This is a genomic window from Arthrobacter sp. SAFR-179, assembly GCF_059414945.1.
In genome coordinates this window covers 478,233-497,689 of sequence record NZ_JBPFDM010000002.1, presented here as the reverse complement: position 1 = coordinate 497,689, position 19,457 = coordinate 478,233, and the positions used below count along the sequence as shown (strand labels likewise).

General features: G+C 65.7%; 16 protein-coding genes and 2 tRNA genes. 15 read left to right on the top strand and 3 right to left on the bottom strand.

Annotation, left to right across the window (positions count from 1 at the left end; all coding sequences use genetic code 11):
* Window positions 1-81 precede the first annotated feature (81 nt).
* The 3 genes from ACR65K_RS06675 (at window position 82) to ACR65K_RS06665 (ending at window position 2,642) form a co-directional block, all read left to right on the top strand.
* Complete coding sequence (locus ACR65K_RS06675; protein ID WP_440151873.1) at window positions 82-1,101, top strand: hypothetical protein; 1,020 nt, start codon at window positions 82-84, stop codon at window positions 1,099-1,101.
* Between the two features lie 87 nt (window positions 1,102-1,188).
* Window positions 1,189-1,683, top strand: coding sequence for a ribose-5-phosphate isomerase (locus ACR65K_RS06670; protein WP_056336236.1), 495 nt, complete (start codon window positions 1,189-1,191; stop codon window positions 1,681-1,683).
* Window positions 1,683-2,642, top strand: a complete 960-nt coding sequence (locus tag ACR65K_RS06665; protein ID WP_056336237.1) for an Fpg/Nei family DNA glycosylase — start codon at window positions 1,683-1,685, stop codon at window positions 2,640-2,642. Before ACR65K_RS06670 ends, ACR65K_RS06665 begins: the two co-directional genes overlap by 1 nt.
* A gap of 154 nt (window positions 2,643-2,796) precedes the next feature.
* Here the strand turns inward: ACR65K_RS06665 and ACR65K_RS06660 are convergent.
* Window positions 2,797-2,870: transfer RNA gene (locus ACR65K_RS06660), tRNA-Gly, on the bottom strand.
* A 131-nt stretch (window positions 2,871-3,001) separates the two neighbouring features.
* On the opposite strand from ACR65K_RS06660, the gene ACR65K_RS06655 reads away from it, so the two are divergent.
* The 6 genes from ACR65K_RS06655 (at window position 3,002) to ACR65K_RS06630 (ending at window position 8,190) form a co-directional block, all read left to right on the top strand.
* Window positions 3,002-3,076 (top strand) — tRNA-Pro (locus ACR65K_RS06655).
* An 81-nt stretch (window positions 3,077-3,157) separates the two neighbouring features.
* Window positions 3,158-4,552 (top strand): trigger factor, encoded by a 1,395-nt coding sequence (tig, locus tag ACR65K_RS06650; protein ID WP_440151872.1) that lies wholly within the window; start codon window positions 3,158-3,160, stop codon window positions 4,550-4,552.
* Between the two features lie 232 nt (window positions 4,553-4,784).
* Entirely contained in the window at window positions 4,785-5,408 is a 624-nt protein-coding gene (locus tag ACR65K_RS06645) for an ATP-dependent Clp protease proteolytic subunit (protein ID WP_056336241.1), read from the top strand.
* A 36-nt stretch (window positions 5,409-5,444) separates the two neighbouring features.
* On the top strand, window positions 5,445-6,104 hold the full coding sequence (locus ACR65K_RS06640; protein ID WP_018769476.1) for an ATP-dependent Clp protease proteolytic subunit: 660 nt from the start codon (window positions 5,445-5,447) through the stop codon (window positions 6,102-6,104).
* A gap of 176 nt (window positions 6,105-6,280) precedes the next feature.
* Window positions 6,281-7,561, top strand: coding sequence for an ATP-dependent Clp protease ATP-binding subunit ClpX (gene clpX, locus ACR65K_RS06635; protein WP_056336242.1), 1,281 nt, complete (start codon window positions 6,281-6,283; stop codon window positions 7,559-7,561).
* A 14-nt stretch (window positions 7,562-7,575) separates the two neighbouring features.
* Window positions 7,576-8,190, top strand: a complete 615-nt coding sequence (locus tag ACR65K_RS06630) for a mycothiol-dependent nitroreductase Rv2466c family protein (protein ID WP_056336243.1) — start codon at window positions 7,576-7,578, stop codon at window positions 8,188-8,190.
* 358 nt (window positions 8,191-8,548) lie between these two features.
* On the opposite strand, the gene valS is transcribed toward ACR65K_RS06630, so the two are convergent.
* Window positions 8,549-11,170 (bottom strand): valine--tRNA ligase, encoded by a 2,622-nt coding sequence (valS, locus tag ACR65K_RS06625; RefSeq protein ID WP_440151871.1) that lies wholly within the window; start codon window positions 11,168-11,170, stop codon window positions 8,549-8,551.
* Between the two features lie 72 nt (window positions 11,171-11,242).
* Here valS and ACR65K_RS06620 point away from each other — a divergent pair, with 72 nt between their 5' ends.
* Both ACR65K_RS06620 and ACR65K_RS06615 read left to right on the top strand, forming a co-directional pair.
* A complete protein-coding gene (locus tag ACR65K_RS06620; RefSeq protein WP_440151869.1) occupies window positions 11,243-11,623 on the top strand; it encodes a DUF488 domain-containing protein in 381 nt (126 codons plus the stop codon).
* A gap of 18 nt (window positions 11,624-11,641) precedes the next feature.
* The gene (locus ACR65K_RS06615) at window positions 11,642-12,400 is read left to right on the top strand and encodes an SDR family oxidoreductase (RefSeq protein WP_440151868.1); all 759 of its coding nucleotides are present in this window, start codon (window positions 11,642-11,644) and stop codon (window positions 12,398-12,400) included.
* A gap of 15 nt (window positions 12,401-12,415) precedes the next feature.
* Here the strand turns inward: ACR65K_RS06615 and ACR65K_RS06610 are convergent, their stop codons facing one another.
* Window positions 12,416-13,423 carry an endonuclease/exonuclease/phosphatase family protein gene (locus ACR65K_RS06610; RefSeq protein ID WP_440151867.1) on the bottom strand — a complete coding sequence of 336 codons (1,008 nt, stop codon included), beginning with the start codon at window positions 13,421-13,423 and terminating at the stop codon, window positions 12,416-12,418.
* A gap of 395 nt (window positions 13,424-13,818) precedes the next feature.
* Between ACR65K_RS06610 and ileS the strand changes: the two genes are divergently transcribed.
* The 4 genes from ileS to ndk all read left to right on the top strand — a co-directional run bounded on the left by ileS (window position 13,819) and on the right by ndk (window position 19,452).
* On the top strand, window positions 13,819-17,139 hold the full coding sequence (ileS, locus tag ACR65K_RS06605; RefSeq protein WP_056336248.1) for an isoleucine--tRNA ligase: 3,321 nt from the start codon (window positions 13,819-13,821) through the stop codon (window positions 17,137-17,139).
* A gap of 3 nt (window positions 17,140-17,142) precedes the next feature.
* Complete coding sequence (locus ACR65K_RS06600) at window positions 17,143-18,501, top strand: bifunctional folylpolyglutamate synthase/dihydrofolate synthase (protein ID WP_440151865.1); 1,359 nt, start codon at window positions 17,143-17,145, stop codon at window positions 18,499-18,501.
* 2 nt (window positions 18,502-18,503) lie between these two features.
* Window positions 18,504-18,968: a DUF4233 domain-containing protein gene (locus ACR65K_RS06595; RefSeq protein ID WP_056336835.1), complete on the top strand. Its 465-nt coding sequence runs from the start codon at window positions 18,504-18,506 to the stop codon at window positions 18,966-18,968.
* 64 nt (window positions 18,969-19,032) lie between these two features.
* Window positions 19,033-19,452 (top strand): nucleoside-diphosphate kinase, encoded by a 420-nt coding sequence (gene ndk / locus ACR65K_RS06590; protein WP_018769466.1) that lies wholly within the window; start codon window positions 19,033-19,035, stop codon window positions 19,450-19,452.
* Window positions 19,453-19,457 lie beyond the last annotated feature (5 nt).

Genomic DNA, 19,457 nt, shown 5'->3' with positions numbered 1-19,457 from the left:
TTGGCAAGTTGCGCAGCTCACAGCCGCCTCCGTTGCCCTCAGGACGGTTGGCCGGGCGGCCGCAGGGGTAGCGTTAAATACATGGGAAAGCTGCTGGATTCGGTGGATACCAAGGCCCTGCGCTTCGCCGTCGGGTTCCCCCTCGTCCTGGCCGCCGCCTTCGTCTACTGCGCGTCGCTGCTGCGCCCGGACCTTCCGGAGCCGCTCGCCATCCAGTGGACGGACGACGGCGGTGCCAACCTCGCGCCCTTCGGCGCCTACGTGGGCGTCGGCGCCGCATTCATTGTGCTCGCGGGCTGGCTGGTCCTGCTGCAGGCCGTCCCGCTGGGCAGGCCGGTGATGATGCGCAGGATCATGATGGGGGCCGGGCTGTTCCTGAGCCTGTTCATTACCTCCGCCCTTGCCGCAGGGCTGATCGGCCAAACCGGGCTGGACGACGCCCGGCAGTCCCACGTGGACATGACAGTCCTCGCCCTCGGCAGCGGCGCGGCCGTGTCGCTGGGCGTCGCCATGGCCATGGTCTACAAGGCCGACCGGCAATGGTCGCCGGACGACGACCGGGCGCTGCAGGCCGCCATCACCAGGGAACTCGATCCCGACCTTGCCCGGGACAGTATCCGGCTCTGGGTCCACGCCAGGAGTTCGGTCTTTGTCATGATCGCCATTGCCTCCCTGTTCCCGGCGGTCCTCATCGCCTTGGCGGTGCCGTGGCTGGGGATCCTGCTGGTGGTCCTGGCCCTCGTCGGGGCCGCGTTCCTCTTCGCCCGGATCCGGGCGGACCGGCGCGGGCTGAAGGTCCTGCTGGCCGGAGTAGTCCCCGTCATGGATGTGCCGGCTGGTGCCATTTCGGATGCCAGCGCCGCGGAAGTGCGGGCCGCGGACTATGGCGGGTGGGGCTACCGGCACCACCGCGGGACCGCCGCCATGCTGGTCAGCAGCGGCCCCGCCGTCGTCGTGAGCAAGACCGACGGCCAGCGCCTGGCCGTCAGCGGCGGCAGCCGGGACTCCGCCGCGCGCCTGGCCGAAGTCCTCACCCGGGTGGCCGCCCGGGCCCGGGGCGGCGGGAATACTCCACCTGCCGCAGGGCTTCCGGAGTCCTGACCGGGGCTGCTCCTAGTATCCTTATCGGTGTTGTTCCGGCCTCCACACGGCGGGCCGCCAGCTCCCACAACCGAACGGACTTTGCACGTGACTTCTTCCCCTGCCTTCCCGCGGGTCCACATCGCCACCGACCACGCAGGCATGGAGCTCAGCGCCCATCTGGTGTCCCACCTGACCGGCAAGGGATACGAGGTGGTGGACCACGGGCCCAAGGTGTACGACGCCCAGGACGACTACCCTTCCTTCTGCATCAACGCTGCCCTCGCCGTGGTCGCAGACCAGCAGGCGGGTGTCCACGCCCTTGGCATCGTGCTGGGCGGTTCGGGCAACGGTGAGCAGATCGCGGCCAACAAGGTCAAGGGCGTCCGCGCAGCCCTCGCGTGGAACCTTTCCACCGCCACACTGGCCCGTGAACACAACGATGCCAACGTGGTGGCTGTTGGCGGACGCCAGCACACGGTGGAAGAAGCCACCGAGCTGATCGAGGCGTTCCTGTCCGAGCCGTTCAGCAATGACGAGCGCCATGTGCGCAGGATCGGCAAGATTGCGGCCTACGAGGCAACCGGCGAGGTCATCGAGTAGTGCCTGAGGGCCATTCCGTCCGCAGGCTCGCGCGCCAGTTCGGCGACGTCTTCGCGGGTGACACGCTTGCCGTTTCCAGCCCCCAGGGCAGGTTCAGCGGGGGAGCGGCGCTGCTGGACGGGCATACCCTGCTCGGTGCCGAGGCGCACGGAAAGCACCTGTTCCTGCATTTCGACAACGCGTTGGTGCTGCACGTCCACCTTGGCCTGTACGGCGCCTGGAGCTTCGGCGGCGACAGCACCTTCACCGGGGCCTCCAGCATTGGTGCGCCGCGGCGCGTCGGCGAGCAGGAGGCCTTCGCTGACGGGGACGACGGCGGGGGCGCGCCTTACGCGGGCCCGCCGGCGCCCGTCGGGGCCGTGCGGGTCCGGCTCGCCGGGAGCCACGGCTGGGCAGATCTTCGGGGGGCCACTACCTGCGAAACCATCACTGCGGCAGAAGCCGGAGCCGTGCTTGCGCGGCTGGGACCTGATCCGCTGCGCAACCTCCGCGGCGACGCGGGCCGCTTTGCTGCCAACGTCCAGGCGCGGAAGACGCCGCTGGCCGCCCTGCTGATGGACCAGAAGGTGATTGCCGGCGTCGGGAACGTCTACCGCGCGGAAGTCCTGTTCCGCCGTCGGCTGGACCCCTGGCTGCCCGGAACGTCACTCCCGGACAGCGACGCCCGGAAGCTGTGGCGCGACATTGTTGCCGTTATGGGCGACGGCGTGGCGGACGGCCGCATCATCACCACGCCACCGAAATACTGGGCCCTCGATGGCACCACCGCGGCCAAGGCCGCCGCAGCCGGGGCGCCGGTGCCGGCCAAAAGCGCCCACTTCCCCGGCCGGGATGACGCCCACTTCGTCTACAAACGGCACGGCCTGCCCTGCAGGGTGTGCCGCACCATCGTGCTCATCGCCGACCTGGCCGGGCGGAACCTCTACTGGTGCCCGTACTGCCAACAGCCGCGGGACTAGCCAATCTCCTTCATGCACGCGGAAACGGGGCACTTCGACACGGACACGCCGCCCGCCGTCGTACATTCTTGCCCTGGCGCTGCCAAAGCGCCCCACGACGGCTCCTGCCTGAACACGAAAAGGCCCCTCCGTGGAGGGGCCTTCTTGTTCTCTATGGAGGGGACGACGGGAATCGAACCCGCGTAATCAGTTTGGAAGACTGAGGCTTTACCATTAAGCTACGTCCCCGAAGGAAGATCCGTTTTTCGCGGAAACTCCGGGCTGGCTGTTCAAGCCGGATACAACTAAACCTAATCCATGGCCTACGTGTCAAATGTGCATTCGCGGCGCGTATCACCGTAGACTTGCCTGTGCACTTACGGGGTGTAGCTCAGCTTGGCTAGAGCGCCTGCTTTGGGAGCAGGAAGTCGCAGGTTCAAATCCTGTCACCCCGACTCTGCGTGACCAGGTCCGGTAGGCCTGGAGATCCATTGCGTTAGCAGAAACCAATCCCACAACCCAGGAGTACTTAGACCGTGAAGAGCGCTGTCGAGAACCTCACCCCCACGCGGGTCAAGCTCAATGTTGAGGTCCCCTTTGAGGAACTGAAGCCCAGCATCGACTCGGCCTACAAGACTGTTGCGTCGCAGATCCAGGTTCCCGGCTTCCGCAAGGGCAAGGTTCCTGCCAAGCTCATCGACCAGCGCGTCGGCCGCGGCTACGTCCTGGAGACGGCCATCAATGACGGCCTCAACGGCTGGTACCAGGCCGCCGTGCAGGAGTCGGGCATCCGCCCCCTCAGCCGCCCCGAGGTTGAGATCACCGAGGTTCCCGATCCCTCCGCGACCGACGGCGGCCTGAAGTTCGCCGCTGAGGTTGACGTCCGTCCCGAGATCGAGCTCCCGGACTACGCCGGCATCGAGGTCCAGGTTGCGGCTGCGGAATCCTCCGAAGCCGACGTGGACAAGGCCCTGGACGAACTGCGCGGCCGCTTCGGCACGCTGAAGTCCGTGGACCGTCCGGCAGCCGACGGTGACTTCCTCACCATCGATATCACCGCCACGATCGACGGCGAGGAAGTGGACTCCGCTGCCGGCCTGTCCTACCAGGTTGGCGCCGGCACCATGCTTGAAGGCATGGACGAGGCCGTGACCGGCCTCAGCGCCGACGAGGACGCCATCTTCGACACCACCCTGGTTGGCGGCGACCACGCCGGCGAAGCCGCCCAGGTCAAGGTTGTGGTGAAGGCCGTCAAGGAGCGCGAACTGCCCGAGGCGAACGATGACTTCGCCCAGCTCGCCTCCGAATTCGACACCCTCGCCGAACTCCGCGAGGACCTGGCCAAGCAGGCCGCCGACTCCAAGATCGTGGAGCAGGGCGTTGAGGCCCGCGACAAGGTCCTGGACAAGCTGGTTGAAATGGTTGAGGTTCCCGTTCCGGACTCGGTGGTCGAAGAGCAGCTCGAAGCCCACTTCCAGGAGGGCAACGGCCACGGAGACGGCGAGCACGACACCGAGGAGCACCGCGAAGAGGTCCGCGCCAACACGGCCCGCGCCTTCCAGAACGAGATCATCCTTGACGCCATCGCCGAAAAGGAAGAAGTCAACGTCAGCCAGAACGAGCTGATCGACTACATCGTCACCACCGCCAGCCAGTACGGCATGGACCCCAACCAGTTCGCCCAGATCATCGACCAGAGCGGCCAGGTCCCCATGATGGTTTCTGAGGTCCGCCGCCGCAAGGCACTGGCTGTTGTCCTGGGCCAGGCCACGGTGACCGACACCGAGGGAAACGCTGTTGACCTCAGCGACTTCGTCCGCCCCGGCGGCGAGGAAGCCCCCGCTGCAGAGGCAGCCGACGCTGACGCGACCGAAGCCCCCGAGGCCGAGGTTGTCGAGGCTGAGGACGCCACGGCAGAGGCCAAGGCCTAGTCCTTAACACCCGCAGTGGCGGCCCCCGGATCCTTCCGATCCGGGGGCCGTTCGCGTTGGACCAGAAACCGCACGGTGGGGATTCGGCGATCGTGCGCCGTCAGCGAACAGCCGTCGGTGCGCGAACAAAACGCCGGGGAAACCGGTTAGTGTCCAAGTAGTGATTTTCAGTGATGTCACCGTCACCAGTGAGAGGTAAGTAAACATGTCACAGCACTCAGAGGCCCCCCGGATGGCGACCGTCGATCCTGCAGCCCAGGACAACTACATTTACAACCGCCTTCTCAAGGAGCGGATCATCTGGCTGGGCTCGGAGGTGCGTGATGACAACGCCAACGCGATCTGCTCGCAGCTGCTCCTGCTTTCGGCCGAGAACCCGGAAAAGGACATCTACCTCTACATCAACTCGCCCGGCGGATCCGTCACCGCGGGCATGGCCATCTATGACACCATGCAGTTCATTCCCAACGACGTCGTAACCGTCGCCACCGGCCTGGCCGCTTCCATGGGCCAGTTCCTGCTTTCTTCGGGCACCAAGGGCAAGCGGTACGCCACGCCCAACGCCCGCGTCCTGATGCACCAGCCCTCCGGCGGCATCGGCGGCACGGCCTCGGACATCAAGATCCAGGCCGAGCTCATCCTGCACATGAAGAAGGTCATGGCGGAACTGACGGCGGAACAGACCGGCCAGTCTGTTGAGACCATCCTCAAGGACAACGACCGCGACAAGTGGTTCACCGCTACAGAGGCCCTCGAATACGGCTTCTTCGACAAGATTGCCGCACACGCCGGCTCTGTGTCCGGCGGCGGCGGAACGTCCAACGGATCGTCCGGCGACTCAGCCTCCCAGAACTAACCGGCAACCAGAACACTTCGATCAGGAGCAAAGACAATGAACTACAACTTCGGGTGGTCCGCCGGCAATCTTCCGTCCAGCCGCTACGTCCTGCCGCAGTTCGAGGAGCGCACGCCCTACGGCTTCAAGCGCCAGGACCCGTACACCAAGCTGTTCGAGGACCGCATCATCTTCCTCGGAGTGCAGGTTGACGACGCCTCGGCCGACGACATCATGGCCCAGCTGCTGGTCCTTGAGTCCACCGACCCGGACCGCGACATCACCCTCTACATCAACTCCCCGGGCGGGTCGTTCACGGCCATGACGGCGATCTACGACACCATGCAGTACATCCGTCCCGAAATCCAGACCGTCTGCCTGGGCCAGGCCGCCAGCGCCGCTGCTGTCCTGCTGGCCGCCGGTACTCCGGGCAAGCGCCTGGCACTGCCCAACGCCCGCGTCCTGATCCACCAGCCGGCATTGTCCGGCGGCCAGGGCGGCCAGGCCTCCGACCTGGAGATCCAGGCGGCCGAGGTCATGCGCATGCGGTCCTGGCTCGAGGACACGCTGGCCCATCACTCCGGCCGCACGTCGGAGCAGGTCAACAACGATATTGAGCGCGACAAGATCCTTACCGCCGAAGAGGCACAGGCCTACGGCCTGATCGACCAGGTGCTTGATTCACGCAAGATCAAGCCCCAGGCAATCACGAGGTAGCAGTACCCAAAGCCGGTGCGGCCCAGTTCATTTGGCCGCACCGGCCTTTTCTTTCCACCCTTGAGGGCGAATGTGACCTAGAGTGGATGTTGTCACAAACCGGCTCACTGGGGCCGGTCAACGATTTCAGCAACGGTGCAGGGCTGCCTGGCAGCAGGATACTAAGGGGTTCACATATGGCTCGGATTGGCGAGAGCACGGATCTGCTGAAGTGCTCTTTCTGTGGAAAGAGCCAGAAGCAGGTGCGCAAGCTCATTGCCGGGCCCGGTGTCTACATCTGTGATGAGTGCATCGAGTTGTGCAACGAAATCATCGAAGAGGAGCTCGCGGAGGTCGCAGACCTCGGCAGCTTTGAACTGCCCAAGCCGCGTGAGATCTTCGACTTCCTGCAGGAATACGTCATCGGGCAGGAGCCCGCTAAACGCTCCCTCGCCGTCGCGGTCTATAACCACTACAAGCGGATCCAGGCGGGCCACGCACCCAAGTCCGGGAGCCTGGGGGACGGCGCGCACCACGACGACGTCGAAATCGCCAAGTCGAACATCCTCCTTATCGGCCCCACCGGCTGCGGCAAGACCTACCTGGCACAGACACTTGCCCGGCGCCTGAACGTGCCGTTCGCCGTCGCGGACGCCACCGCCCTGACCGAGGCCGGCTATGTGGGCGAGGACGTGGAGAACATCCTCCTCAAACTCATCCAGGCCGCTGACTATGACGTCAAGAAGGCCGAACAGGGCATCATCTATATCGATGAGATCGACAAGATCTCCCGCAAGAGCGAGAACCCCTCCATCACCCGTGACGTTTCCGGCGAAGGAGTGCAGCAGGCGCTCCTGAAAATCCTGGAGGGCACCGTTGCCTCCGTCCCGCCCCAGGGCGGACGAAAGCACCCGCACCAGGAATTCATTCAGATCGACACCACGAACGTACTGTTCATCGTGGCCGGGGCTTTCGCAGGCCTCGAAGAGATCATCGGCTCCCGCTCCGGCCGCAAGGGCATCGGCTTCGGCGCGCCACTGAACGAGGCCAGCAAGAAGATAGACTCCTACGGCGAAGTCATGCCTGAGGATTTGCTGAAATTCGGCCTGATCCCGGAATTCATTGGCCGCCTCCCGGTGATCACCACGGTGTCCAACCTGGACCGGGACGCCCTGATCCAGATCCTCTCCACGCCCAGGAACGCGCTGGTGAAGCAGTACCAGAAGATGTTCCAGATCGACGGCGTGGAGCTGGTGTTCGACGACACCGCGCTGGAAGCCATCGCCGACCAGGCCCTGGAGCGCGGCACCGGCGCCCGTGGCCTCCGCGCCATCCTGGAGGAAGTGCTGCTTCCCGTCATGTTCGATCTGCCCAGCCGCGAGGACGTGGCCAGCGTGGTGATCACTGAGGACGTGGTCCTGCGCGGGGCCGAACCTACCATGATTCCGCACGTGGCCAAGCGCCGTAAGTCTGCCTGACCGAGAGGACCTTCGTGACTGCACCTGTAAAGAACAAAGCCGACTTCTGGTTCGATCCCCTCTGCCCGTTCGCCTGGGTCACCTCCCGCTGGATTGGTGAGGTGGAAGCCGTCCGCGATATCGAGACGGAGTGGCACGTCATGAGCCTCGCCGTCCTGAATGAGGGACGCGACCTGGAGCCCGCCTACCGGGAGTCCATGGACAACGCCTGGGGCATGGTCCGCGTGATCATCGCCGCCAGGGAAGAGCATGGCCCGCAGGTCATCAAGCCGCTTTACGACGCCATGGGCACGCTGATCCATAACCAGGGCGAAAAGGACCGCACACAGGTCATCACCAAGGCCCTGGCTGAGTGCGGCCTGCCCGCCTCCCTGGCCGATGCCGCCACCACCGATGCCTATGACCGGCAGCTGCGGGCCAGCCACGATGAAGGCATCTCGCTCGTGGGCCAGGACGTAGGCACGCCAGTGGTCGCGTTCAACGGAACCGCGTTCTTCGGGCCCGTGCTGACCCGCATTCCCCGCGGCGAGGAAGCCGGCAGGATCTGGGACGCCACCACGGCCATCGCCGCGTACCCGCACTTCTTCGAGCTGAAGCGCAGCCGCACGGAGAGCCCTGAATTCGACTGATCACCTACCCGCCGCTTGGCGGGTGAGTCCACAAGGGCCCCGGAAGAACTACCAGCGTGTAGTTCCTCCGGGGCCCTTGTGCATGCCATGGGGCAGGAGAACAATGGTTCTTACCCACTTCGAAAGAAGCGGGACGCAGGAACCAAAGATCCAGTGATATGTAATTTGACGCAGCCATCGGCAAAGTTGAATGCAAGCTACCAGTGACGGTGTAGCAAGACCTGGAGTTCAGAGGATCTTGCCAGACCATCGAGATAACGTCACAAGATGGCCGAAAGTCGAAGCCCCACCAACGGCAAAACGCTGATGGGGCTTCCCCTTTGCCCGGAAATGGGACTTGGCTGAATCCGTACGGCTGTCAGGCCTTGGCGGGTTCGTCGCTCGGAGCGAGGGCGACATCGGTCACCGACAGGTCCCCGTCACCCACCACCAGCGTGATCTCGCGCGCGTTGGACGCCGCCTTCAAGTCAGCCAGCCCTGCCTGCAGCTGCGCTGTCAGTGCCTCCGGGGCCGTGATGGTTGCGGACAGAACCTCCGTGCGCTGCTTGACCTTCGCCTCGGACTTGGCCTTGCGGACACCGCTGAGGGCCACGCCCACGGTTGCCAGCATGGTGGTGTCCCCGCCCGGGATCTCCAGCGCAGCCGGCCAAGCGGCCCGGTGCACCGACCCGTTGCGCCACCAGCTCCAGACTTCCTCGGTGGCGAACGGCAGGAACGGCGCAAAGAGCCGCAGCAGGGTGTCCAGGGTGGTGGCCAGGGCAGCCAGCACGGATGCCTGTTCGGCTTCGCCGGCCGCTCCGTAGGCGCGGTCCTTGATCAGCTCCACGTAGTCGTCCGTGAACTGCCAGAAGAACGTCTCCGTAAGCTGCAGGGCACGGGCGTAGTCGTAGTTGTCGAACGCCTTGGTGGACTGGGCCACGACGTCGGCGAGCTGGGCCAGCAGCGCCCGGTCCAAGGAGTTGGTGAGGGCGGAGAGGTCGCCGCCGAGCACCGAGTTCTCGGTGGCGCCCAGGTTCAGCACGAACTTGGAGGCATTGAGCAGCTTGATGGCCAGGCGGCGGCCGATCTTCATCTGCGCGATCTCGTAGGCGGTGTCGGCGCCGAGGCGTGCCGAAGCGGCCCAGTAGCGGACCGCGTCCGAACCGTACTCGTTCAGCACATCGGTGGGGACCACCACGTTGCCCTTGGACTTGGACATCTTCTTCCGGTCCGGGTCCAGAATCCAGCCTGAGATGGCCGCGTGCTTCCACGGGGCGCAGTCCTGCAGGGCGTCGGCGCGCACCACCGAGGAGAAGAGCCAGGTCCGGATGATGTCGTGGCCCTGGGGGCGGAGGTCGAACGGGTAGACCTTGGCGAAGAGGTCCTCGTCACGGCTCCATCCGCCCACGATCTGCGGGGTCAGCGAGGAAGTGGCCCAGGTGTCCAGGACGTCGGCGTCACCAGTGAAGCCGTTGGGCTGGTCGCGCCGTGCCTCCTCGAATCCGGGGGCAGCGTCCGCTGCGGGATCCACGGGCAGCATCGCGTCGGAGGGCAGGATGGGATTGTCGTAGTCCGGGTTGCCCTCCGCGTCGAGCGGGTACCAGACGGGAATGGGCACGCCGAAGAACCGCTGGCGGGAGACCAGCCAGTCACCGTTCAGGCCGGCGATCCAGTTTTCGTAGCGGGAGCGCATGAAGGTCGGGTGGAAGTCGATCTCCTTGCCCCGGCCGATCAGGCGTTCGCGGCGGTCCTCGTCGCGGCCGCCGTTGCGGATGTACCACTGGCGGGAGGTGACCACTTCCAGGGGCTTGTCGCCCTTCTCGAAGAAGTTTACCGGGTGGGTGATCTTCTTGGGCTCCCCGTCCAGCAGGTCGGCTTCCTTGAGCAGTTCCACCACGGCTTCCTTGGCGGAGAAGGCAGTCTTGCCTGCGATCGCGGCGTACGCTTCCTTGCCGGCGTCGCTGGTGATCCATTCCGGGGTCTCGCCGATGATGCGGCCGTCGCGGCCCATGATGGCGCGGGTGGGAAGCTGGAGTTCACGCCACCAGGTGACGTCGGTCAGGTCGCCGAAGGTGCAGACCATGGCGATGCCGGAGCCCTTGTCAGCCTTGGCCAGCGGGTGCGCTTTGACCTCGAGCTTGACGTCGAACAGCGGGGACTTCACGGTCTTGCCGAACAACGGCTGGTACCGCTCGTCGTCGGGGTTTGCCACCAGCGCGGCGCATGCGGCCAGCAGTTCGGGGCGCGTGGTCTCGATGAAGACCTTGTCCCCGTCTTCTGTGAAGAAGGGGTACCGGTAGTAGGCGCCGGGAACCTCGCGGTCCTCGAGCTCAGCCTGCGCCACCGCGGTGCGGAACGTGACGTCCCACAGCGTGGGCGCCTCGGCCATGTAGGCGTCGCCGGCGGCCAGGTTGGCCAGGAAGGCGCGCTGGGATACAGCGCGGGAGGTGTCGTCGATGGTGCGGTAGGTCAGGTCCCAGTCGACGGACAGGCCCAGGGTCTGGAACAGGTTTTCGAAGACCTTCTCGTCCTCAACAGCCAGTTCCTCGCAGAGCTCGATGAAGTTTTGGCGTGAGACGACGTCGAAATCGCGCTGGTTCTTTGCCGGCTGGGCGGGCGGCCGGTAATCGGCGTTGTAGGGAATGGCGGGATCGCAGCGGACGCCGTAGTAGTTCTGGACGCGGCGTTCGGTGGGAAGGCCGTTGTCGTCCCAGCCCATGGGGTAGAAGACGTTCTTGCCGGTCATGCGCATGTAGCGCGCCTGGACGTCCGTCTGGGTGAAGGAGAACATGTGGCCTACATGCAGGGATCCCGACGCGGTGGGCGGGGGAGTGTCGATCGAGTAGACCTGCTCCCGCGTGGTGTCGGGGTTGAACTTGTAGGTTCCCTCGGCCAGCCAGCGCTGGGTGAGCGCTGTTTCGAGGCCTTCGAGGGCCGGCTTGTCCGGAACGTTGATGGGGGCGGTGGTGGGCGTGTCTGTACCCTGCGTGTCTTCAGCCATTAGGCAATTCTTTCATGCCTGCTTCCATCCCACCCAACCCGTGCCGCCCCGCCGGATGTGAAGGCGGGTAGCATGCGGCGTATGGTCCAACGGCACCGCACTTTTGGCATCAAGCGCATCTACGATCCACCGGCGGACGACGACGGCTGCCGGGTGCTGGTGGACTGGCTCTGGCCGCGGGGGATGCCCAGGGAGGACGCGGCCATCGACCTCTGGCTCAAGGACGTGGCCCCGTCCGCAGGGCTGCGCAAGGACTTCAACCACCGCCCCGGGCGGTTCGCCGATTTCAGCGAACGCTACCGGTTGGAACTGGATTCAAATCCCGCGGTGGAGACGCTGCTGGAGCTGGCCGCCGGGCACCCCAGGGTCACCCTGCTCTACGCCGCCCGCAACACCGAAGCGAACCATGCCCTCGTCCTGCTCGATTACCTCCGGGGACGTCCTGCCGGCTGATCCCGTTAGGGTGGTGCCATGACGAAGGACTTGCAGAAAAAGGCAGCACTTGTGACCGGCGCGAGCAGCGGAATTGGTGAAGCAGCAGTACGTGCGCTGCGCGCCGACGGATGGACGGTCTTCGCCGTGGCGCGCCGCGCCGAACGCCTCGCGTCCCTCGAAAGCGAAACGGGCGCCGTCGCGCTTCCAGCTGACATTGCAGAGGACGACGACGTGTCCCGGCTCCTGGCGCGGGTCACCGAAGCCGGCGGCATCGACACGCTGATCAACATCGCCGGTGGCGCCCGCGGCGCCGACAGGATTGGTGACGCCAGTACGGCTGACTGGGAATGGATGTACCAGGTCAATGTCCTGGGCACCATGAAGCTCACCCGCGCCTTCCTGCCCATGCTGCGCGCCACCGGCGAAGGAACAGTCCTGAACCTCACGTCCACCGCCGGGCTGGATGCCTACGAGGGCGGCGGCGGCTACAACGCCGCGAAGTTCGCCCAGCACGCCATGACCAACGCGCTCCGGCTTGAAGAGGTGGAGAACAATGTCCGCGTCATCGAGGTGGCGCCGGGCCTGGTGCAGACCGAGGAATTCGCGCTGAACCGCTTGGGCGACGCGCAGGCGGCGGACAAGGTCTACCAGGGCGTTGAGAAGCCGCTGACCGCAGAGGACGTTGCCGACGTTGTCCGCTACGCCGTCACGGTTCCGCACCACGTCAACCTGGACCAGATCGTCATCCGGCCGGTGGCGCAGGCCGCCAACCACAAGCTGATCAGGAAAGGTTAAGCCGCCAAGGACGTGCTAGGGGACCCGTACGTTAAGCGTGGCCGCCACTGCGGCATGGTCCGTCCCGGCAATCCGGTGGACCGAGTAGCCGGAAGCGCTGATGTCCGGGCTGGTCACCAGATGGTCCAGCGCGATGCCCGGCAGGCGGTAGCCGCGCATCGGCCAGGTAGGCACCAGCCTGCGGCCAGCGGCAGCCGCAACGTCCACCAAGGGCCGGGTGCCGCCCTGTCCTGACAGCAGCCTGCGGAATTCCCGATGGTCATAGGTGGCGTTGAAGTCGCCCGCCATCAAGACGGGACCAGATCCGTTATCTGCCCTGGCCACTGCGGCCAGGTCGCTGCGCCATTGATCGAGGCCGTCCCCCACCGGGGCCAGGGCATGGACGGCCATCACCCGCAGGCTGGTGCCGTTGGCGTCGCCGAGGTCGAGGCGCGCCACCGGCATGGCGAACCGGGTGTACGGGAGTACTCCGCTGGCTGTCAGCTTGTATGAGGAGTAGATGGCGGAGCCGCCGGCGCGCTCCCTGGCATGGGCAACGCGGTGGGGGAGCAGTCCGTCCAGTCCCGCCGCCGTGAGTTTTCGAGCGAGGTCAGGCGTGTACTCCTCAACCGCCAGCAGGTCCACCTGCAGGTGACGCACCAGCGCCACGATGTCGCCTGCGTCCGCGCCGCCCAACTCAGCGTTGACGCTCATGGCAACCAGGGAGGCGGACGTTCCGGCGGCCTCGGCGGCAGGTTCGCGGATGTCCAGCGGGAAAAGCCAGAAGACCTGGCAGCCCGCCAGGACTGCGGCCAGGACCTGCTGCCATCGGCTCCGCCCCGCGAAGGCCAGGAACAGGGCAGCGGCGGCGGGCACCGCGAGCCACGGCGTGAAGGCCACCAGCTGGACACCCAGCACAGGCCAGTCGCCAGGGACCGCCCGGACCGTTGACACCGCTGCCACCGGCAGGGCAAGAGGAATGAACAGCCACCTGCACACTGTCGCTGCAGGCCGCCGGCCGGGGGGACGTCCGGAAGCTGTCATGACGCGAGTCTAGGCAATGCGGCCCCGCGGCGTCAGCCCGGGACTGGCCCGGTCCGCTGAGGACGTCCAGCACGCCTGGAATGGCACTGGACCCTGCGGCGATAGTAGACTCTGGAGTGGCTATGACCCGGCAATCACCGGTGAGCTTCCGGAAGAACGCGCGGCCGCGCCTTGCAGGGCGGTGGGCGTCAGTAGAACCGGACGGGTAAGCCCGTCACAGCAGTAATGAGAGGCCGGAGCCTGCGGCCGTTCCCCAGGGAACACGCAGCGCCGGTAAGTGAGGTGGTACCGCGGTCAAGTGCAGTCTTCGGACGGCACGGCAGCCGTCCTCGCATCCTGAACGGAACGTCCGGCCCTGCCGGGAGTTCACCCACGCTCAACCCAGGATGTCGAAAATGACGTTTTACCCCAAGGCCTCAGCCTCCAGCACCTCTTCCAACGGCAGCAGCGCCGGTGTTACCGCCTCCGTGAAGTTTCCGGAGATCGAAGAGCGCATCCTGAAGTACTGGGACCAGGACGGCACCTTCCAGGCCAGCATCGACCAGCGCAGCGCCGACGTCCCCGGCGGTGAGCCCGGCAGCAACGAATTCGTGTTCTACGATGGACCTCCCTTCGCCAACGGCCTGCCGCACTACGGCCACCTGCTCACCGGCTACGCCAAGGACCTGGTGGGCCGCTACCAGACGCAGCGCGGCAAGCGGGTGGAACGCCGCTTTGGCTGGGACACCCACGGCCTGCCTGCCGAGCTGGAGGCCATGAAGCAGCTGGGCATGACGGACAAGACCCAGATCGAGGCCATGGGCATCGACAAGTTCAACGACGCCTGCCGCGCCTCGGTGATGAAGTACGCCGATGAGTGGCGCAGCTACGTCACCAGGCAGGCCCGCTGGGTGGACTTCGACAACGACTACAAGACACTGAACGTCGAGTACATGGAGTCGGTCCTCTGGGCATTCAAGCAGCTGCACGACAAGGGCCTGACGTACAACGGCTACCGGGTGCTGCCGTACTGCTGGAAGGACGAGACGCCGCTGTCCAACCATGAGCTGCGCATGGACGACGACGTCTACAAGAACCGCCAGGACCAGACCGTCACCGTCACGTTCCCCATCCTTGCCGGGGACTCGGAACTGTCCAAGGAGCTTGCCGGCGTGCAGGCGCTGGCCTGGACCACCACCCCCTGGACGCTGCCCACCAACGCCGCGCTCGCCGTCGGGCCCTCCATCACCTATGCCGTGCTGCCGGCCGGCCCCAACGGCATCAAGGCCGCCTCTGCGGACGCCCCGGTCACGGGCAGTTTCCTGCTCGCGGCGGACCTCCTGGGTGCCTATGCGAAGGACCTCGGATACGGGAGCTTCGAAGACGCGGAAGCCGCGGTGGTGTCCACCCACACCGGCGCCGAACTGGAAGGGCTTGAGTACCAGCGGCTCTGGGACGACTTTGCCGACAACGAAAAATACGGCATGGAGAACGCCTGGCGCTTCGTGGTGGCCGACTACGTCACCACCACCGATGGCACCGGCATCGTGCACCAGGCGCCGGCCTACGGCGAAGACGACCAGAAAGTCTGCGAGGAGGCAGGCATCCCTGTGGTGCTCTCCGTAGACGAAGGCGCCAAGTTCCTGCCATTGTTCAAGCACGGCGACCTCCACGACATCGTGGGCCTGCAGGTCTTCGAGGCCAACAAGCCCATCACCCAGGTGCTGCGCGCCCAGGGTCGGCTGGTCCGGCAGGCCAGCTACGAGCACAGCTACCCGCACTGCTGGCGCTGCCGCAACCCGCTGATCTACCGTGCGGTGTCCTCCTGGTACGTGGAGGTCACCAAGTTCAAGGACCGGATGTCCGAACTGAACCAGGAGATCAACTGGATCCCCGGCAACGTCAAGGACGGCCAGTTCGGCAAATGGCTGGAGAACGCGCGCGACTGGTCCATCAGCCGCAACCGTTTCTGGGGCAGCCCCATCCCGGTGTGGCAGTCAACCGATCCCGAATACCCCCGCACCGACGTTTACGGCTCCCTGGCCGAGATCGAGGCGGACTTCGGGCGGCTCCCGCTGAACAAGGACGGCGAAGTGGACCTCCACCGGCCCTTCATCGACGAACTGACCAGGCCCAACCCGGATGATCCGCGCACCCCCGAAGAGGGCCAGTCCGTCATGCGCCGCGTGGAAGATGTCCTGGACGTGTGGTTCGACTCCGGCTCCATGCCCTACGGCCAGGTGCACTACCCGTTCGAAAACGAGGCCTGGTTCAACACCCACAACCCCGCGGACTTCATCGTGGAGTACATCGGCCAGACCCGCGGCTGGTTCTACATGCTGCACATCCTGTCCACCGCGCTGTTTGACCGGCCCGCCTTCCGCAACGTCATCAGCCACGGCATCGTGCTGGGCTCCGACGGCCAGAAGATGTCCAAGAGCCTGCGCAACTACCCGGACGTCTCAGAGGTCCTGGACCGCGACGGTTCCGACGCCATGCGCTGGTTCCTCATGTCCAGCCCCATCCTCAGGGGCGGCAACCTGATCGTCACCGAGCAGGGCATCCGCGACGGCGTCCGCCAGGTCATCCTGCCGCTCTGGAACGTGTACAGCTTCTTCACCCTGTACACGAACGCCGCGAACGGTGGCGCCGGCTACGACGCCAAGCTCCGCTACGAGGGCTACCGGGACACCCTTGACCAGTACCTGCTGGCCAACACCGGTGACCTGGTCCGCACCATGACGGCGCAGCTGGACACCTATGACATTTCCGGCGCCTGCGACTCCCTGCGCAGCTACCTGGACATGCTCACCAACTGGTACGTCCGCCGCAGCCGCCAGCGGTTCTTTGACGAGGACCAGGACGCCTTCGACGCGCTGTTCACCGCGCTGGAGACCGTGACCCGGGCGGCGGCATCGCTGCTGCCGCTGGTCTCCGAGGAAATCTGGCGCGGCCTGACCGGCGGCCGGTCCGTGCACCTTGCCGACTGGCCGGACGCGGACCTCTTCCCCGCGAACCCGTCCCTGGTGGAAGCCATGGACCGGGTCCAGCAGATCTGCTCCACCGGTTCCTCGCTCCGCAAGGCAGCCAACCTGCGGGTCCGGCTGCCGCTGCAGGAACTGACAGTCGTGGCACCCGGCGCGGACGCCCTGCAGGGGTTTGCCGCCGTCGTCGCCGATGAACTGAACCTCCGTTCCGTCCGCCTGCTGGACGCCGCCACCGCTTCACCGGAGGAGTTCGGGATCCAGCAGAAGCTGGTGGTCAACGCCCGCGCTGCCGGGCCGCGCCTGGGCAAGAACGTCCAGGTTGCCATCAAGGGGGCCAAGTCAGGGGACTGGTCCGTAAACGACGACGGCGTGGTCACCTCCGGGGGGCTCCAGCTGGAGCCCCAGGAGTACACGCTGGAGACAGTGGTGGCCGAGTCCGAGGGGGCCTCGGCAGCTGTCGCCGTGCTGCCCGGCGGCGGGTTCGTCGTCCTGAACACGGAAGTCACCCCCGAACTTGAGGCCGAAGGGCTGGCCCGCGACATGGTCCGGGCCATCCAGCAGGCCCGCAAGGATGCCGGGCTCAACGTCAGCGACCGGATCCGTACCACGGTCACCGCACCGCAGAACGTCGTGGATGCCCTGCTGGCCAACGCCGAACTGGTAAAGGGCGAGACCCTCACCGTGGACCTCACGGCAGAACCGGGCACAATGTCTGAACCCGCCGTCGCGGTTGAAAAAGTGGAGGCCTAGGACATGACTGACGAATTTTCCGTGGAGAGCGTCTACGCCGAACTGCTGGGACGGGCGCCGGAAAACAAGATGGAGCCCCGTCTGGCTCCGCTGTTCCGGGCAATGGACGTGCTGGGTGAGCCCAACAAGGCGTTCCCGATCATCCACGTGACCGGAACCAACGGCAAGACGTCCACGTCCCGGATGATCGAATCGGTGCTCCGCGCCCACGGCCTGAGCACCGGACGCTACACCAGCCCGCACCTGTCCAAGGTCACCGAGCGGATCAGCATTGACGGCCATCCGGTATCCGACGAGACATTCGTCAGGATCTGGGACGAGATCAGGCCCTATCTGCAGATCGTGGATTCCGAGCTCGAAGCCGAGGGGCAGCCGCGCCTGACCTACTTCGAGTGCCTCACCATCCTGGGCTTCGCCATCTTCGCCGACCAGCCAGTCAACGTGGCCATCATCGAGGTGGGCCTGGGCGGGATCACCGACGCGACCAATGTGGGTGATGGGCAGGTATCAGTCGTCACGCCGATCTCGCTGGACCACACCGAGCTCCTGGGGGACACCACCGAGGACATCGCCCACGAAAAGGCAGGCATCATCAAGCCCGGCGGCTACCTCATCAGCGCTGCCCAGCCCCTCGATGCAGCCCAGGTGCTGCTGGAGAAGGCGAAAGAGGTGGGCGTTCCGTTCCGCTTCGAGGGCGTGGAGTTCGGCGTCGAGTCGCGGACGGTGGCTGTTGGCGGGCAGATGGTGACCATCCAGGGCATCGCCGGCCGCTATCCGGACCTCCTGGTGCCGCTGCACGGTGCACACCAGGCGCAAAACGCTGCCGTGGCGGTAGCCGCTTTGGAGGCATTCTTCGGCGGTGAAAAGGAACTCGACCTCGAAGTGCTGCAGGAAGGCTTCGCGAAGGTAACGTCGCCCGGCCGCCTGGAGGTGGTCCGGACCGCGCCCACCATCATCGTGGACGCCGCCCACAACCCCGACGGCATCAAGGCCTCCGCCGCCGCACTGCAGGAAGCATTCACGTTCACCAGGCTGGTTCCGGTGGTCGGCGTCCTCAAGGAGAAGGACGCCGAGGAGATCCTGCGCGAAATCAGGGAATCGCTGGGGGACATGGCGGTGGAGTACTGCTTCACCCAGTCCAACTCTCCGCGGGCGGTTCCGGCTGCGGAGCTCGCCGAGCTGGCGATCGACCTGGGATTCGGTGAGGACAACGTTCACGTCGCCGAAAAGCTGGATGATGCGCTCGAATGGGCCGTGGAACGTGCCGAAGCCAATGACGACCTTTCCGGCGGCGTCCTGGTCACGGGTTCCATCACCCTGGTGGCAGAGGCGCGGATCCTGCTCGGAAAAACGGAGGCGTGACCGTGGCCAGACTGACCAAAGCCCAGCGCGAGTGGCGCCCCGGCATGCCCAAAAAGCGCCGGTCCACCAAGGTGATGTTCGCCTCCACCGTGCTGCTCCTGGAAGCATTCGTCATGTTCTTCGCCACCCTGGTGGTGTTTGGACTACGCCGCGGAGAGTTCCCGCCGGCCCTGATCCTGGGCGTGGGCATCGCCCTCAGCGTGGTCATGATCTTCGCCTGTGCGGTCCTCAACAAGCCCTGGGGGATCGGCCTGGGATGGATCCTGCAACTGGTCCTGATCCTCACCGGCATCTTCGAGCCCGCCATGTTCCTGGTGGGGGCGCTCTTCGCGGTGGCATGGTGGTACGGAATCCGGACCGGCATCCGCCTGGACCGGGAGGCCGCGCAGCGCGCACGCGAACAGGCAGAATGGGAAGCCGCCCATCCGGACGGGGCCGCTGGTCCCGCCCAGCCGCAGTCCCCGTAGCCTGTCCGGGTAATCCCATCCCCTTAGACTTATCCCGAAACCCCACCAACGCATTGGAGCAGTTGTGACTACTGAGCGCACCCTCGTCCTGATCAAGCCCGACGGCGTCGCCCGTAACCTGACCGGCGCCATCCTGGCCCGGATCGAAGCCAAAGGCTACAGCCTTGTTGAACTGAAGAAGGTTGACGCCACCCGCGAACTGCTGGAGCAGCACTACGAGGAGCACGTGGGCAAGCCGTTCTACGAGCCGCTGGTGGAGTTTATGCTGAGCGGACCCGTAGTGGCGGCCATCTTCGAAGGCCACCGCGTCATTGAGGGCTTCCGGTCTCTGGCCGGTACCACGGACCCCACGACGGCGGCCCCGGGCACCATCCGCGGCGACTTCGGCCGGGACTGGGGCCTGAAGGTCCAGCAGAACCTGGTGCACGGCTCCGATTCGACCGACTCCGCCGAGCGCGAGATCAAGATCTGGTTCCAGGGCTGAGCCCA